This window comes from Amycolatopsis sp. VS8301801F10, from assembly GCF_046195355.1.
Classification (GTDB): Bacteria; Actinomycetota; Actinomycetes; order Mycobacteriales; family Pseudonocardiaceae; genus Amycolatopsis.
The window spans coordinates 8,452,985-8,469,856 of record NZ_CP176065.1; the positions used below are offsets into that span (position 1 = coordinate 8,452,985).

General features: G+C 65.1%; 7 protein-coding genes and 2 rRNA genes. 3 read left to right on the forward strand and 6 right to left on the reverse strand.

The window, feature by feature from the left end; translation table 11 throughout:
* Positions 1-14 precede the first annotated feature (14 nt).
* From F9C11_RS38740 to dnaE, 6 genes are all read right to left on the reverse strand, one after another.
* A 23S ribosomal RNA gene (locus F9C11_RS38740) occupies positions 15-3,132 on the reverse strand.
* Between the two features lie 298 nt (positions 3,133-3,430).
* Positions 3,431-4,950: ribosomal RNA gene (locus F9C11_RS38745) — 16S ribosomal RNA — on the reverse strand.
* The 16S and 23S rRNA genes sit together here, the layout of an rRNA operon.
* A gap of 429 nt (positions 4,951-5,379) precedes the next feature.
* A complete protein-coding gene (locus F9C11_RS38750) occupies positions 5,380-6,570 on the reverse strand; it encodes a low temperature requirement protein A (RefSeq protein ID WP_409182300.1) in 1,191 nt (396 codons plus the stop codon).
* A gap of 102 nt (positions 6,571-6,672) precedes the next feature.
* A complete protein-coding gene (locus F9C11_RS38755) occupies positions 6,673-7,482 on the reverse strand; it encodes a MerR family transcriptional regulator (RefSeq protein ID WP_409182301.1) in 810 nt (269 codons plus the stop codon).
* Positions 7,483-8,223: 741 nt separating this feature from the next.
* Positions 8,224-9,693 (reverse strand): MFS transporter, encoded by a 1,470-nt coding sequence (locus tag F9C11_RS38760; RefSeq protein WP_409182302.1) that lies wholly within the window; start codon positions 9,691-9,693, stop codon positions 8,224-8,226.
* A complete protein-coding gene (gene dnaE / locus F9C11_RS38765; protein WP_409182303.1) occupies positions 9,693-13,280 on the reverse strand; it encodes a DNA polymerase III subunit alpha in 3,588 nt (1,195 codons plus the stop codon). Before dnaE ends, F9C11_RS38760 begins: the two co-directional genes overlap by 1 nt.
* Before the next feature lie 400 nt (positions 13,281-13,680).
* Between dnaE and F9C11_RS38770 the strand changes: the two genes are divergently transcribed.
* From F9C11_RS38770 to F9C11_RS38780, 3 genes are read left to right on the forward strand one after another with little or no spacing between them, the layout of a single operon-like run.
* Positions 13,681-14,361 (forward strand): FadR/GntR family transcriptional regulator, encoded by a 681-nt coding sequence (locus tag F9C11_RS38770; protein ID WP_409187074.1) that lies wholly within the window; start codon positions 13,681-13,683, stop codon positions 14,359-14,361.
* Positions 14,354-15,790 carry an amino acid permease gene (locus tag F9C11_RS38775; protein ID WP_409182304.1) on the forward strand — a complete coding sequence of 479 codons (1,437 nt, stop codon included), beginning with the start codon at positions 14,354-14,356 and terminating at the stop codon, positions 15,788-15,790. The genes F9C11_RS38770 and F9C11_RS38775 overlap by 8 nt, the downstream gene beginning before the upstream one ends.
* Positions 15,787-16,731 carry an asparaginase gene (locus F9C11_RS38780; RefSeq protein WP_409182305.1) on the forward strand — a complete coding sequence of 315 codons (945 nt, stop codon included), beginning with the start codon at positions 15,787-15,789 and terminating at the stop codon, positions 16,729-16,731. The genes F9C11_RS38775 and F9C11_RS38780 overlap by 4 nt, the downstream gene beginning before the upstream one ends.
* Positions 16,732-16,872 lie beyond the last annotated feature (141 nt).

Below are 16,872 nucleotides of genomic sequence, written 5' to 3' on the forward strand. Positions count from 1 at the left end.
TGCGCAACATCTTCGTAGGCAAGTCCTCGGCCTATTAGTACCAGTCAACTCGACAACACATTACTGTGCTTCCATTTCTGGCCTATCAACCCAATCGTCTCTTGGGGGCCTTAACCCGCAAAGGGGTGGGATACCTCATCTTGGAACAGGCTTCCCGCTTAGATGCCTTCAGCGGTTATCCCTTCCGAACATAGCCAACCAGCCATGCCACTGGCGTGACAACTGGCACACCAGAGGTCCGTCCGTCCCGGTCCTCTCGTACTAGGGACAGCCTTCCTCAAGTATCCTGCGCGCGCGGCGGATAGGGACCGAACTGTCTCACGACGTTCTAAACCCAGCTCGCGTGCCGCTTTAATGGGCGAACAGCCCAACCCTTGGGACCTACTCCGGCCCCAGGATGCGACGAGCCGACATCGAGGTGCCAAACCATGCCGTCGATATGGACTCTTGGGCAAGATCAGCCTGTTATCCCCGGGGTACCTTTTATCCGTTGAGCGACACCCCTTCCACCAGGAGGTGCCGGATCACTAGTCCCGACTTTCGTCCCTGCTCGACATGTCTGTCTCACAGTCAAGCTCCCTTGTGCACTTGCACTCGACACCTGATTGCCAACCAGGCTGAGGGAACCTTTGGGCGCCTCCGTTACCCTTTAGGAGGCAACCGCCCCAGTTAAACTACCCATCAGGCACTGTCCCTGAACCAGATCATGGTCCGAGGTTCAGATTCCCAATCCGACCAGAGTGGTATTTCAACAACGACTCCACAATGACTAGCGTCACCGCTTCACAGTCTCCCACCTATCCTACACAAGCCGAACCGAAAACCAATACCAAACTATAGTAAAGGTCCCGGGGTCTTTCCGTCCTGCCGCGCGTAACGAGCATCTTTACTCGTAATGCAATTTCGCCGGGCCTGTGGTCGAGACAGCCGGAAAGTCGTTACGCCATTCGTGCAGGTCGGAACTTACCCGACAAGGAATTTCGCTACCTTAGGATGGTTATAGTTACCACCGCCGTTTACTGGCGCTTAAATTCTCAGCTTCACCCCCGAAGGAGTTAACCGGTCCTCTTAACGTTCCAGCACCGGGCAGGCGTCAGTCCATATACATCGTCTTGCGACTTCGCATGGACCTGTGTTTTTAGTAAACAGTCGCTTTCCGCTGGTCTCTGCGGCCAACCACCGCTCCGCCCGCAAGGGGCATCACAGCGCTTGGCCCCCCTTCTCCCGAAGTTACGGGGGCATTTTGCCGAGTTCCTTAACCACAGTTCACCCGATCGCCTTGGTATTCTCTACCTGACCACCTGTGTTGGTTTGGGGTACGGGCCGTGCATGCACTCACTAGAGGCTTTTCTCGACAGCATAGGATCACCCACTTCGCCTCAAACGGCTACGCATCACGTCTCAGCCTATATGCCATGCGGATTTGCCTACATGACGGCCTACACGCTTACACCAGGACAACCATCGCCTGGCGGAGCTACCTTCCTGCGTCACCCCATCGCTTGACTACTACGGAATCAGGTCCCACGCTCCACACACGAACTCCGTCCGAAGACATCGTCCGCGGCTTCGGGTGGTTAGTGTCAACCGCCTCGCCATGGGCGCACATGCTCGGGTACGGGAATATCAACCCGTTGTCCATCGACTACGCCTGTCGGCCTCGCCTTAGGTCCCGACTTACCCTGGGCGGATTAGCCTGGCCCAGGAACCCTTGGTCATCCGGCGGCAGAGTTTCTCACTCTGCATTCGCTACTCATGCCTGCATTCTCACTCCCGCACCCTCCACGACTCGCTTCCGCGGCCGCTTCCCTGGATGCAGGACGCTCCCCTACCCATCCACACCACTGCACAAGAGCCCGAAAGCTCTCGCGGATGTATTGTGTGAATGACACAGCTTCGGCGGTGTGCTTAAGCCCCGCTACATTGTCGGCGCAGGACCACTTGACCAGTGAGCTATTACGCACTCTTTCAAGGGTGGCTGCTTCTAAGCCAACCTCCTGGTTGTCTGGGCAATCCCACATCCTTTCCCACTGAGCACACACTTAGGGGCCTTAGCTGGTGTTCTGGGCTGTTTCCCTCTCGACGACGAAGCTTATCCCCCGCCGTCTCACTGCCGCGCTCTCACTAACCGGTATTCGGAGTTTGGTTGATTTCGGTAACCCGGTAAGGCCCCTAGACCATCCAGTAGCTCTACCCCCGGCAAGAAACACGCGACGCTGCACCTAAATGCATTTCGGGGAGAACCAGCTATCACGGAGTTTGATTGGCCTTTCACCCCTACCCACAGCTCATCCCCTCAGTTTTCAACCTAAGTGGGTTCGGGCCTCCACGACGTCTTACCGTCGCTTCACCCTGGCCATGGGTAGATCACTCCGCTTCGGGTCTAGACCACGCGACTACATTCGCCCTATTCAGACTCGCTTTCGCTACGGCTACCCCACCCGGGTTAACCTCGCCACGCAGCACTAACTCGCAGGCTCATTCTTCAAAAGGCACGCCATCACCCGAAGGCTCTGACGGCTTGTAGGCACACGGTTTCAGGTACTCTTTCACTCCCCTCCCGGGGTACTTTTCATCTTTCCCTCACGGTACTCGTCCGCTATCGGTCTCCAGGAAGTATTTAGGCTTACCGGGTGGTCCCGGCAGATTCACAGCAAATTCCACGAGCTCGCTGCTACTCGGGAACACCACCAAGACCTACGACGACAGCTTTCGCGTACGGGGCTCTCACCCGCTCCGGCCGCCCGTCCCAAGGCGTTCCGCTAACCATCGCGTACATCCGGAGAAATGTCAGTCTCTCCAAGGTGGGTCCCACAACACCGCCTGCACAACGCCTGACAGCTTGACATGCAAACGGTTTAGCCTCTTCCGCTTTCGCTCGCCACTACTCACGGAATCACTTTTGTTTTCTCTTCCTGCGGGTACTGAGATGTTTCACTTCCCCGCGTTCCCTCCACACCGGCTATATATTCACCGGCGGGTAACACCACATCACTGGTGCTGGGTTTCCCCATTCGGAAATCCTCGGATCACAGCTCGGTTGACAGCTCCCCGAGGCATATCGCAGCCTCCCACGTCCTTCATCGGCTCCTGAAGCCAAGACATCCACCATGTGCCCTTAACAACTTGACCACAAAGATGCTCGCATCCACTCTACAGTTCTCAAACACCACACCAGAAACAACGTGTGTTGCCTCAGGACCCAACAGTGCGCAGTGAACAACCTGATCCCCGGGCTCCGACCACGAGTTCCACGACCGCCGAAGCGAGTCAGTACTACCGCGGGCATCGCCCACCAGAACAAGCCTTAACCAGTAGTTCCACAATTCCTTGAGCAACCAGAGCAAAACCGCGTGCGGGTTTTGAACTCCGGCCACCCCATGCCCTTGGCCCGGGTATCCCGGGAGCATGGATGTGTTGTGCTCCTTAGAAAGGAGGTGATCCAGCCGCACCTTCCGGTACGGCTACCTTGTTACGACTTCGTCCCAATCGCCAGTCCCACCTTCGACCACTCCCTCCCTTGCGGGTTGGGCCATGGGCTTCGGGTGTTACCGACTTTCATGACGTGACGGGCGGTGTGTACAAGGCCCGGGAACGTATTCACCGCAGCGTTGCTGATCTGCGATTACTAGCGACTCCGACTTCACGCAGTCGAGTTGCAGACTGCGATCCGAACTGAGACCGGCTTTAAGGGATTCGCTCCACCTCGCGGTATCGCAGCCCTCTGTACCAGCCATTGTAGCATGTGTGAAGCCCTGGACATAAGGGGCATGATGACTTGACGTCATCCCCACCTTCCTCCGAGTTGACCCCGGCAGTCTCCCACGAGTCCCCGCCATGACGCGCTGGCAACGTAGGATAAGGGTTGCGCTCGTTGCGGGACTTAACCCAACATCTCACGACACGAGCTGACGACAGCCATGCACCACCTGTACACCAACCACAAGGGAAGCCCCATCTCTGGGGATGTCTGGCGCATGTCAAGCCCAGGTAAGGTTCTTCGCGTTGCATCGAATTAATCCACATGCTCCGCCGCTTGTGCGGGCCCCCGTCAATTCCTTTGAGTTTTAGCCTTGCGGCCGTACTCCCCAGGCGGGGCGCTTAATGCGTTAGCTACGGCACGGACAACGTGGAATGTCGCCCACACCTAGCGCCCAACGTTTACAGCGTGGACTACCAGGGTATCTAATCCTGTTCGCTCCCCACGCTTTCGCTCCTCAGCGTCAGTATCGGCCCAGAGACCCGCCTTCGCCACCGGTGTTCCTCCTGATATCTGCGCATTTCACCGCTACACCAGGAATTCCAGTCTCCCCTGCCGAACTCAAGTCTGCCCGTATCGACCGCACGCTCCACGTTAAGCGTGGAGATTTCACGGCCGACGCGACAAACCGCCTACGAGCTCTTTACGCCCAATAATTCCGGACAACGCTCGCACCCTACGTATTACCGCGGCTGCTGGCACGTAGTTAGCCGGTGCTTCTTATCCAGGTACCGTCACTCTCGCTTCGTCCCTGGCGAAAGAGGTTTACAACCCGAAGGCCGTCATCCCTCACGCGGCGTCGCTGCATCAGGCTTGCGCCCATTGTGCAATATTCCCCACTGCTGCCTCCCGTAGGAGTCTGGGCCGTGTCTCAGTCCCAGTGTGGCCGGTCACCCTCTCAGGCCGGCTACCCGTCGTCGCCTTGGTAGGCCATTACCCCACCAACAAGCTGATAGGCCGCGGGTTCATCCCATACCGCCGGAACTTTCCACCCCCGAAGATGCCTCCGAAGGTCGTATCCGGTATTAGACCCAGTTTCCCAGGCTTATCCCAGAGTACAGGGCAGATTACCCACGTGTTACTCACCCGTTCGCCACTCATCCCCGGCCGAAACCGGTTCAGCGTTCGACTTGCATGTGTTAAGCACGCCGCCAGCGTTCGTCCTGAGCCAGGATCAAACTCTCCAACAATGAACAGTTCGATCGAGACTACTCTCAATCATATTCTCAAAGGAAACCCCGACGAGGGGGTTTCATATAAGCTCTACTGGCTTAGTTCACTAGCACACTGTTGAGTTCTCAAGCAACACACCCCGAACCAGCCCCGGAATCAACCAGGCCAAGCTCGATGCGTTATTTCAAGCTTTTGTTTTTCCGGAGTCCAACTCTACACCCTCTGAAGCTCGAGGCTTCGTCGGGGGCTGGTTCAGCTCCGGAGGTTTTGGGACCACCCACTCTACCACTACTGTGGGAGCTTGGTTCGTGGCCCCGGTGGCCGCCCGGTCTCCCTGGCGACGAAGAGAACATTACACGGCCCGAAACAGCCCTCGAACAGGGGGGTCCCTTTTTTCGCGCCAAGCCCCTGACCTGCGTCGATCCGGGACCCAGCGCGAACCGCGGTCAGCCCGGCTCCCGCTCCCCGTGCGTCGCGATCACGGTTACCCCGACGAGGATCGCCGCGAGGACCGCCGTCACGTGGATCGGCGCCGGGCCGAACGACGCGGCGAGCACGAGCACCGCGGCGACCGGGAAGCCGATCGCGATCGGGCGGCATTCGTTTGTCGGGCCGATGTGCAGCAACCACACGCTCAGCAGGAAAACCGCGACTGGGATCGTCACGGCCAGCGCGGTCACGATGCCGCTGACGTGCACCTGCCCGCTGTCGAACCCGACCGCCAGCTCCAGCCCGGCGCCGACCGCCGCGGCCGAACCGAAAATCAGGTAGTGCCCGTAGCCCCAGCTCAGCGCGGTCCGCAGCGAGTCGCCGCGTTCGAGCCGGACGTGTCCGGGCTGGTCGAAGTAGAGCCACCACATCGAGAACACCAGGACGAGACCGGCGGCGGCCAGCGACACCAATGCCCCGGTGTGCTCGCCCTCCGCGATCCCCTCCTTCACCGCGTTGGTGGCGCTGAGCACGGTCTCGCCGAGAACGATCAGCGTGAACAGGCCGTATCGCTCGGCGATGTGGTGCGGATGCCAAGCGGTGCCCGACTGCCGCTCCGCCAGCACCGGCACCGCCAGTTCCAGGACGACCAGCACGAAGAACCCGATCAACCCCGAGGTCCCGGGCAGCGCGAGCCGGACGATCCACAGGATCTGGCAGAGCGTGATCCCGGCCGCGTAGAAGTACGCGGTCGTGCGACTCTCCGGGGCTTGCCGGGCGGCGCGGAGCCACTGCGTGACCGCGGCCAGGCGCATCAGGACGTACCCGATGACCACGATCGTGAAGTCGCCCTCGAAGGCTTTGTCCACGCCGGCCGCGACGGTCAGGCCGCCGGCGATCTGGACGAGAGTGGCGAGCCGGTACGGCACGTCGTCGGTGTCGAACGCCGACGCGAACCAGCTGAAGTTCAGCCAGCCCCACCAGATCGCGAAGAACACCATCGCGAAGCTGAGCACCCCGTGCCCGACGTGACCTTCGGACAGCGCGTGGTGCAACTGCGCGCCGGCCTGGCCGACGGCGACCACGAAACACAGGTCGAACAGCAGCTCCAGCGGCGTCGAGACGCGATGTCCTTCGCCGCTGTCGCGCGGTCGCATCGGCCGGTACCACACCCGGATCCGGTTGCCCGGCAACGACTCGTGGGCCATGTGCGCTCCCCTTTCCGCAGAACGCGGCCCATCCCAACATGATCGACGGCCCGGCGCGAGTGCGACGCCCCGAGCAGCCGGAACCGGGTGAAAGCGGACGCGTCAGCGCAGCCGGACCGCCAGTTCGAAGACCGGATCGTCGAGGTCGGCCTGCCCGGGGTCGCACAGGAAGATCTGGCGGGGTTTCCAGTCGGCCTGCTCGCCGTGGTCGGTCAGCCAGCGGTGCAGCGACTCGGCCCCGAGCGCGGTCAGCATGTTCGCCTTCTGCACGGTGACGTAGGCCTCGCGTCCCGCCTCGTCGGTGCTGCGCGTCATCTCCGGGAAGGCGATCTCCCCGCCTTCGGGGTCGATTGGACAGCAGAACTCGACCAGGCCGTCGCTGTCCTCGCCGATTTCGCCGTGATAGCGCAGGAACGGCCGCCCGGCACTGCCTTCCGGGCGCGGCACCGCCGGCCCGCCGAAGAAGGCGAACAGCGGGGCGGCGAACTCGCCGATCCGGTCAGCGGTCAGGTGCTCGGAGGTGGTGAGCAGCGTGCGGGCGGGCACTTCGCGAACGGACACGTCGTACATCGGGGTTTCCTTCCCGGCCAGCTGGTCGAGGAAGAACCCGGCGAGTTCCCGCTTGGCGCGCCACTCCCGCTCCTGCTCGTCCCAGTACGCGCGGACCTCGGCCGCCGCGGCTTCCGCCGGCAGGCCGAGGACGGTCCGGATCCGCGGCAGCGGCATCCCGATCCGGCGCAGCTGGACGACGCGGCGCGCCCGGCCGAGCTGGTCCGGCGAGTACCAGCGGTAGCCGGTGTCCGGGTCGACGCGGGCGGGCGGCAGCAGGTCCATCTCGTCGTACAGCCGCAGCGCCTTGGGCGAAAGGCGGGCCAGGTGCGCGAACGCGCCGATGGCCAGCAGGTCCGTCATGGGTCCTCCCTCGTTCGGAACGCTCTGAGCGTGGGGCCGGTCCCTGGGGGAAGGTCAAGCGCGGATGCGGGGGTTGCGAGCGAGATCGGGCCAGGCGGGAACGAGCGGCACTAGACAGGGGACGAACCAGACCGGACCGGACGAGGAAACGAACGAGGCCAGGCCAGACGGAGAACGAGCGAGACCGGACCGGATGAGAAACGAGCGAGATCCGGCCAGGCGGGGAACCAGCGGCACTAGACAGGGGACGAACGAGACCGGACCGGACGAGGAACGCACGACACCGGGCCAGACGAAGAAGGAGTGAGGCCGGGCTGGATGGGGGACGAGCGACGCCGGACCGGACGGGAAGCGAGCCGGGAAAGGGCGGGCGGGCCCGGTTCCCCCTCGCCCGGGCCCGCCCCGTTGCCTTCGCGCGCACTCGGCCGGCCACTCCGGGCAGTGCCCCGGCGATTCGCCGTACGGTCCCCCGCGGACGCCGACGAATTTCGTACCGGGATGCGACTCCGGGTGTCCATTCCCCGGAACTTCGGACTCCCGGGCCGCTCGGCCGATCGACCCATCCCCGGTCGATCGAGCGAATTGCCACTGTAGGTAGCCAAAGTGTCGTTCTGAAGGCTCCATAAGGTCTACTCGGTTGCTCTGAGTAGCACTAGGGCCGAAGGTCACCTGTCACTCGGATGGAGTATCACCTGGTGGCGGTAAGTAGCTCACCGGATAGGGAGCATCACCGTGGCGAGGTCACGTTCGGTGAATATTCGCGGCGGACTGCGCAGCTTGCTGGTCCTCCGTCAGGATGGCACGCCGTCGGCGGGCGCGGAGTTCTAGGGTCGCGAAAGCCAGCGCGACCAGCGTCAAGCCGGCCGCGCAGCACATCGCCGCGGTGAGCGCGGTCTGGTGCCCGGACGTCGCGACAACCGATTCGAAGACCGACGCCAGCACGGCCGTGCCGATCGCGGTGCCGATCCGCTGGCCGGTCTGCAGTGCTCCCCCGGCGACGCCGGCCAGCCGGTTCGGCACGCATTCGAGCGTGAGCGTCGTGTTCGGCGAGATCACCATCCCGCCGCCGATCCCGCCGATCAGCAGCGGGCCGGCCACCGCGAACCCGGCGGCCGACGGCGGCACCAGCTGCACGACCAATCCCACCGACAGCAGCGAGAGCGCGACGATGCTCAGGCCCATGACCGTCAGCTTCCGGCCGAACCGGGCCACGAGCCGTCCGGCGACCGCCGCCGTCACTGCCGAACTCAGCGCGAACGGCGTGACGGCCAGCCCCGACTGCAGCGGCGTGTATCCGAGCCCCTGCTGGAAGAACAGCGCGAACACCAGCCAGATCCCGGCGAATCCGCAGAAGTACAGCGCGCCGACCGCCGCGCCGCTCGCGTAACCCGGAGTGCCGGTGAAGAGCCGGATGTCCAGCAGCGGCGGCCGGTTCCTTCGCACGACGCGCCGTTCCCACCACACGAAGGCCGCGCCGAAGACGATCGCCGCCCCGAACAGCCACCAGAGCCTGCCGAGCCCGCCCCGTTCGGATTGCACGAGCGGCAGCAGCACGCCCAGCACCGCGACGGCCAGCAGCACGATCCCGACGAAGTCGATTTCCGTGCGCACCCGGAGTTTCCGCCGGTCCGTACGAGGCAGCAGCTTCATCGCGAGCCCGAACGCGAGCACGCCGATCGGTACGTTCACGTAGAACACCCACCGCCAGCCGTCCGGGTCGCCGAACAGCGCGAGGATCACGCCGCCGAGCACTGGCCCGACCGCGGTGGAGATGCCGACGACCGCACCGAACATGCCGAACGCCCGCCCGCGTTCGGCGCCGCGGAACAGGTCCTGGATCAGGCCGCTGTTCTGCGGCGTCAGCATGCCCGCGGCACAGCCCTGGGCGAGCCGGGCGGCGACGAGCGTCGCCGGGTCGGGGGCCGCTCCGGCGAGCGCGCTCGTCGCGACGAACGCGGCCAGCGCGATCAGGAACATCCGGCGCCGGCCCAGCGCGTCGCCGAGCCTGCCGCCGGTGACCAGGACCAGGCCGAAGGCGAGCGCGTAGCCCGAGACCACCCACTGGACGGTGCCCGCGCCGGTGTTCAGGTCGCGCTGGATCGAGGGCAGAGCCGTGTTGACGATGCTGACGTCCAGCAGCGTCATGAACCCGGCGGTGAGAGTGACCGCGAGCGCCCGCCAGCGGCGGGGATCCGGCTCCGCCCCGCTCATCAGGTGTTGGCGGTGATCCCAGGGATGCCCTTGAGCTCACCGATGAGCATCGAACTGACCTTCACCGGGTAATCGTAAAGCGCGAAGACCGTCTGGTTCTTGCCGACGAGCTTGAGGTGCACCGGCGTATCGCCCTTGTGCGCCAGCAGCGTCGACTTCAGCTCGCTGACCACGGCGTGGTCGATTTTCTCGGCGGCGGCCAGCAGCACCAGCGGCGGTTCCTCGTCGCCGTTGCCGACCTCGGAGAGGTCCAGCGGCACGAGCCCGCCGCCGAACACCGACATCTTGTCCTCGCGCCAGTTGACCCGGCCCTTCACCAGCACCGCGTTGTCCTCGACCAGGTCCGCGGCGAACATCGAGTACGCCTTGGCGAAGAACAGCACTTCGATCGAGGCGTCCATGTCCTCGACGGTGCAGATCGCCCAGGGCTCGCCCTTTTTGTTGACCCGGCGTTCGAGCGAGGTGAGCAGGCCGGAGATGACGACCTCGCCCTCCTTCGGCGGATCGGCGAGCAGCGCGGCGATCGGCTTCGGCGCGTGCTTGCGCAGAATGCGCTCGGCCCCGTCGAGCGGATGCGCCGACACGTACAGGCCCAGCATTTCGCGTTCGTAGGCGAGGAGCTGCTTGCGCGGGTACTCCTCCTCTCCGAACTTGAGGTGCGCGAGCGGCGAGGACGACGGCGCCGCCTCGGCCGCGTCGTCGTCGCCGCCGAACGACCCGAAGAGGTCGAATTGGCCCATCGCTTCCTGGCGTTTGAGCGGGACGACGGCTTCCACCGCGTCCTCGTGCACCTGGATCATCGACAGCCGCGTGTGGCCCATCGAATCGAACGCGCCCGCCTTGATCAGCGATTCGATCACCCGCTTGTTGCAGGCCACCAGCTCCGACTTGTCCAGGAAATCGGTGAACGAGGAGTACTTCCCCTTCTCCTCGCGCGTCTTGATGATCGACTCCACCACGTTCGCGCCCACGTTGCGCACCGCACCCAGGCCGAACCGGATGTCGTTCCCGACGGCCGCGAACCGCAGAGCCGACTCGTTCACGTCCGGCGGCAGCACCTTGATCCCCAGCCGGCGGCACTCCGACAGATAGATCGCCGACTTGTCCTTGTTGTCGCCGACCGACGTCAACAACGCGGCCATGTACTCCGCGGTGTAGTTCGCCTTGAGGTAGGCGGTCCAGTACGCGATCAGGCCGTACGCGGCGGCGTGCGACTTGTTGAACGCGTACCCGGCGAACGGGAGGATCGTGTCCCACAGGGCCTTGACCGCTTCCGGCGAGAAGCCGCCCTCGACCAGCGGGCTGGACCGCATGCCCTCTTCGAAGCCCTCGTACTCCTTCTCGAGGACTTCCTTCTTCTTCTTGCCCATCGCGCGGCGGAGCGTGTCCGCTCGGCCCATCGTGTAGCCCGCGACCTTCTGGGCGATCTGCATGATCTGCTCTTGGTAGACGATCAGGCCGTAGGTCTCGGACAGGATCTCCCGCAGCGGTTCCTCCAGCTGCGGGTGGATGGGCTTGATCTGCTGCCGGTTGTTCTTGCGGTCGGCGTAGTCGTTGTGCGCGTTCATGCCCATCGGGCCGGGCCGGTACAGCGCGAGCACCGCGATGATGTCCTCGAACCCGGTCGGCTGCATGCGCCGCAGCAGGTCGCGCATCGCGCCGCCGTCGAGCTGGAACACGCCGAGCGTGTCGCCCCGGCCGAGGAGCTTGTACGCCTCGGGGTCGTCGAAGCCGAGCCGGTCGAGGTCGATCTCCTCGCCGCGGTTGGCCTTGATGTTGTCCAGCGCGTCGCCGATGACGGTCAGGTTGCGCAGGCCGAGGAAGTCCATCTTCAGCAGGCCGATGGCCTCGCACGACGGGTAGTCCCAGCCGGTGATGATCGAGCCGTCGTCGCGCTGCCACACCGGGATCGCGTCGGTGAGCGGCTCGCTCGACATGATCACCGCGCAGGCGTGCACGCCGGCGTTGCGGATCAGGCCTTCGAGGCCGCGCGCGGTCTCGAAGATCGTCTTGCACTCTTCGTCGGTCTCGACGAGCGTGCGGACCTCCGCGGCCTCGGCGTAGCGCTCGTGCTTCGAGTCGACGATGCCGGACAGCGGGATGTCCTTCGCCATGATCGGCGGCGGCAGCGCCTTCGAGATCTTGTCCGCGATCGAGTAGCCCGGCTGGCCGAAGTGCACGCGGGCGGAGTCCTTGATCGCCGCCTTGGTCTTAATCGTGCCGAAGGTGATCACCTGTGCGACCCGGTCCGCGCCGTACTTCTCGGTGGCGTACCGGATCATTTCGCCGCGCCGGCGGTCGTCGAAGTCGATGTCGATGTCGGGCATCGACATGCGCTCCGGGTTCAGGAACCGCTCGAACAGCAGCTTCTGCGGGATCGGGTCGAGGTTCGTGATGCCGAGCGCGTACGCGACGAGCGCGCCCGCCGCGGAACCACGGCCGGGGCCGACCAGGATGCCGACCTCCCGCGCGTGCTGGATCAGGTCGGCGACGATCAGGAAGTAGGCCGGGAAGCCCTTGCCCTCGATGACGTTGAGTTCGTAGTCGCAGCGTTCCTCGTAGCCGTCCGGGATGCCGTCCGGGAACCGCCATTTGAGCCCCTCGGCGACCTGGTGGCGCAGCCAGGAGGCTTCGGTGTGGCCCTCGGGGACGTCGAAGACCGGCATCCGGTCCTTGTGCGCGTACACGTCCTCATACGACTCCACCCGCTCCGCGATCAGCAGCGTGTTGTCCGCCGCCCCCGGGACCTCCTTGTCCCAGTACTCGCGCATCTCCTCCGCGGACTTCAGGAAATAACCGTCCCCGTCGAACTTGAACCGCGTCGGATCGTTCAGCGTCTTCCCCGCCTGCACGCACAACAACGCCGAATGCGTGTCCGCCTGGTCCTTCGTCACATAATGCGAATCGTTCGTCGCCAGCGGCGGCAGGTCCAGCAGCCTCCCGATCTCCAGCAGCCCCTCCCGCACCGACCGCTCGATCGGCAACCCGTGGTCCATCAGCTCCAGATAGAAATTCCCCGCGCCGAAAATGTCCTTGTAATCCGACGCCGCCTGGATCGCCGCCTCCCGCTGCCCCAGCCGCAACCGCGTCTGCACCTCGCCCGACGGACACCCCGTCGTCGCGATGATCCCCTCCGCGTTCTCCGCGATCAGCTCCCGATCCATCCGCGGCTTGCGGTAATACCCCTGAATCGACGCCAGCGACGACAGCTTGAACAGATTCCGCAACCCCGTCGCGTTCCCCGCCACCATCGTCATGTGCGTATACGCACCGCCGCCCGACACGTCGCCGCCCTCGCCGAACTCGTCCGACCCCCGCTGCGACGCCTGCCCCCAGAACACCGGCTTCTTGTGAAACCGCGACTCCGGCGCCACATACGCCTCGATCCCGATGACCGGCTTGATCCCGTGCTTCTTCGACGTCTGATAAAACTCGTCCCCGCCGTACATGTTCCCGTGATCGGTCATCCCCACCGCGGGCATCCCCAACCGAGCAGCCTCCGCGAACAACGGGCCGATCTTCGCCGCACCGTCCAGCATCGAATACTCGGTGTGGACGTGCAGGTGGACGAAAGAATCGTTCGACACCAGCGAAAACCTCCCCTAGGCAGACGGCTTCCCGGCTCCGGTCGACGCGGCGGGCCCGGGCTGTCCACCCTAGTCCGCCGCGGTCCGGCCGTTCCGTCTGGATCCTCTCTCTTCCGTAGGCCGAGCGCGCCCGCGACGCGCCGGGACGCGTTCGGCGTGGTGATCGCCGGTGCGCCCCTCAAGTACCCGGACACGGTCGCACCCGGCACCGACAAAAACCGGGGCGCCGGGAGCAGGGTCGCGGAGAGTCACCCGGGAGCGTGAACGCGTGAACCAAGCCACAACCGCCGAGCAAGGGGCCGGGGCAGCGCTTGACAGCGGCCGGGCCGGACCCGACGATCCGTCCGTGCACCTGTCTGACAGCCGGGCAGCCGGACCGCTCCCCCGGCGCGTCAGCGCGATGGAGGCCGTCCTCGGCCATCTGCGGCAGGCGATCGAGCGCGGCGAGTACGCGGTCGGCGACCAGCTGCCGTCGGAGGCCGCGCTGAGCAGGGAGTTCGGCTTCAGCCGCTCGGTCGTGCGCGAGGCGCTGCGCGGGCTGCAGGCGCTCGGGCTGACCGAATCGCGCACCGGCCGCGGCACGTTCGTCACCGCGAGCGGCCCGCCGGAGAACCCTACGTTCGGCGACTACTCGGCCCGCGACCTGGTCGAGGTGCGCAGGCACGTCGAGGTCCCGGTGGCCGCGTTCGCCGCGCGCCGCCGCGACGCCGGCCAGCTCGCCCTGCTGCGCGACCTGGTCGACCGGATGGACGCCGAGACCGGGGACGCCGCGTGGGTGGCGCTCGACTCACAGTTTCACGTCACGATCGCACGGGCATCAGGCAATCCGGTGTTCGCGAAGGTGATCGAAGAGATCCGCGACGCGCTGGCCCGCCAGTCGGCGTTCCTGAACCAGCTCGGCGGGCGGCGGTCGCAGTCGAACGTCGAGCACCGGCGCATCGTCACGGCGATCGCCGAGTGCGAAGAAGATGCGGCCGCGGCCGCGATGACCGAGCATCTCGATCACGTCGAGAAGACCCTGACCACGATCGTCCGACCGGCGCGCGCCGGCGAAGCAGAAACAGGTACCCCGCGTGACTGAAGAAACCTTGCCCGCTACTGCCGAGGCGGGCCCCGCCGACGCGGGCGACGCCGGATACCGCAAGGCGCTGAAATCCCGGCACATCAACATGATCGCCATCGGCGGCGCGATCGGCACCGGCCTGTTCCTCGGCGCGGGCGGACGGCTCGCCCAGGCCGGTCCGGCGCTCGCGATCGTGTACGCGGTGTGCGGGCTCTTCGCGTTCTTCGTGGTGCGCTCGCTCGGCGAACTGATCCTGCACCGGCCGTCGTCCGGCGCGTTCGTGTCGTACGCGCGCGAGTTCATGGGCGAGAAGGGCGCGTACGTCGCCGGCTGGATGCACTTCCTCAACTGGTCGACCACCGGCATCGCGGACATCACCGCCATCGCGCTGTACGCGCACTTCTGGTCGTTCTTCACGCCGATCCCGCAGTGGGTGCTGGCGCTGATCGCGCTGGCGGTCGTGCTGTCGCTGAACCTCGTGTCGGTGAAGCTGTTCGGCGAGATGGAATTCTGGTTCTCGATCGTCAAGGTCGCCGCGCTGGTGCTGTTCCTGATCGTCGGCATCTTCCTGCTGGTGACGCAGCATCCGATCGACGGCCACGTGCCCGGTCCGCAGCTGATCGCCGACCACGGGGGCGTGTTCCCGGCGGGGATCGTGCCGATGATCCTGATCGTGCAGGGCGTGGTGTTCGCCTACGCGTCGTGCGAGCTGGTCGGCGTCGCGGCGGGCGAGACGGAGAACCCGAAGAAGATCGTGCCCAAGGCGGTCAACTCGATCATGTGGCGGATCGCGCTGTTCTACGTCGGCTCGGTCGTGCTGCTGGCGATGCTGCTGCCGTGGGACGCCTATTCCGCCGGCCAGAGCCCGTTCGTCACCGTGCTGGCGAAACTGGGCGTGCCCGGCGCGGACAGCATCATGAACCTGGTCGTGCTGACCGCCGCGCTGTCGAGCCTCAACTCGGGGCTGTACTCGACCGGGCGAATCCTGCGCTCGATGTCGCTGGCCGGGTCGGCGCCGAAGTTCACCGGCGTGATGAACCGCAACCAGGTGCCCTACGGCGGGATCCTGCTCACGTCGTCGGTGTGCGTCGTCGGCGTCGGGCTGAACTACGTGGTGCCGAAGGACGCGTTCGAGATCGTGCTGAACTTCGCCGCCGTCGGCATCCTCGGCACGTGGGCGATCATCGTGCTCAGCCACCTGCTTTTCGTGCGCAAGGCTAAGCGCGGCGAGGTGACCAGGCCGCATTTCCGTCTGCCGTTCTCGCCCTACACCGAGATCGCGACGCTCGCCTTCCTCGCCGCGGTCGTCGTGCTGATGGGCTTCGACAAGACCGGCCGGATCACCTTGCTGGCGCTGCCGGTGATCCTGGTCGCGCTGGTGGTCGGCTGGTTCGTCGTACGCAAGCGGATCGACATGAGCGCGTTCGACAAGGCGGAAGCGTCGTGATCCCGCAGGAACGCGAACCGCGGCACGTCCCCCTGGTCCACCTCCTGCGAGACGGCATGGTCGAAGGCGTCCACCACGGTTCGGTCGTCGTGCTCGCCCCCGACGGCTCGACCTTGTTCGAGGCAGGCGACCCGGATGTCGCGATGTACCCGCGCTCGACGGCGAAACCGTTGCAAGCCACCGCGATGGCCCGGCTCGGACTGCGCCTGGACCCCTCCGGTTTCGCCATCGCCGCAGCCAGCCACTCCGGCGAACCCCGGCATCTAGAAGCAGCCAAAGCGATTTTGGACAGCCGCGGCTTCACCGAAGCCGCCTTGGGCAACCCCGCCGACCTGCCGTACGACCCGGAAGAACGGGACGCCTGGATCGCCGCGGGACAAAAACCGTCGAAGCTCGCGCACAACTGCTCCGGCAAGCACGCCGCGATGCTGGCCGTCTGCCGGGAACAGCAGTGGGACATCGACGACTACCTCGACCCAGCACACCCGCTGCAGCTCGCGATCCGGGCAACCGTGGAGGAACTGACCGGACAACCCGTGCCGCGAGTGGCCGCGGACGGCTGCGGCGCACCCCTGTTCGCACTCTCCCTGCGAGGCTTGGCGCGCGCAGCTTCGCGAATCGCCACCGCACCGGAAGGATCGCCGGAATCGTTGGTGGCCAACGGAATTCGGCAGCATCCAGACCTGGTGGCAGGAACCCGACGCGACGTCACCCGCCTGATGCAGGCAATACCGGGACTCATCGCGAAGGACGGCTTCGAAGCAGTCCAACTAGCCGCGCTGCCAGACGGAACCGCAGTAGCCCTGAAGATCGCCGACGGCAGCGACCGAGCCCGCCCAGCAGTACTAGCAGCAGCACTGGCACGAACAGGCATCGACAAGGACCTGCTGACCCCCTTCACCAACCCGACCCTCCGAATAACAGCACCGCTAGCCGCCTAACCGCACCGCTGCACCCAAAAAGCGAGGCACCCAGCCCCTCCCCCGCACCCCGATACGAAGCCTCCCTGCGGTCGGTGGGTGCTTGTCAAGGCATCTTTCCCGCCTTGACAAGCACCCACCGACCGTCAGCACAATCGGGCT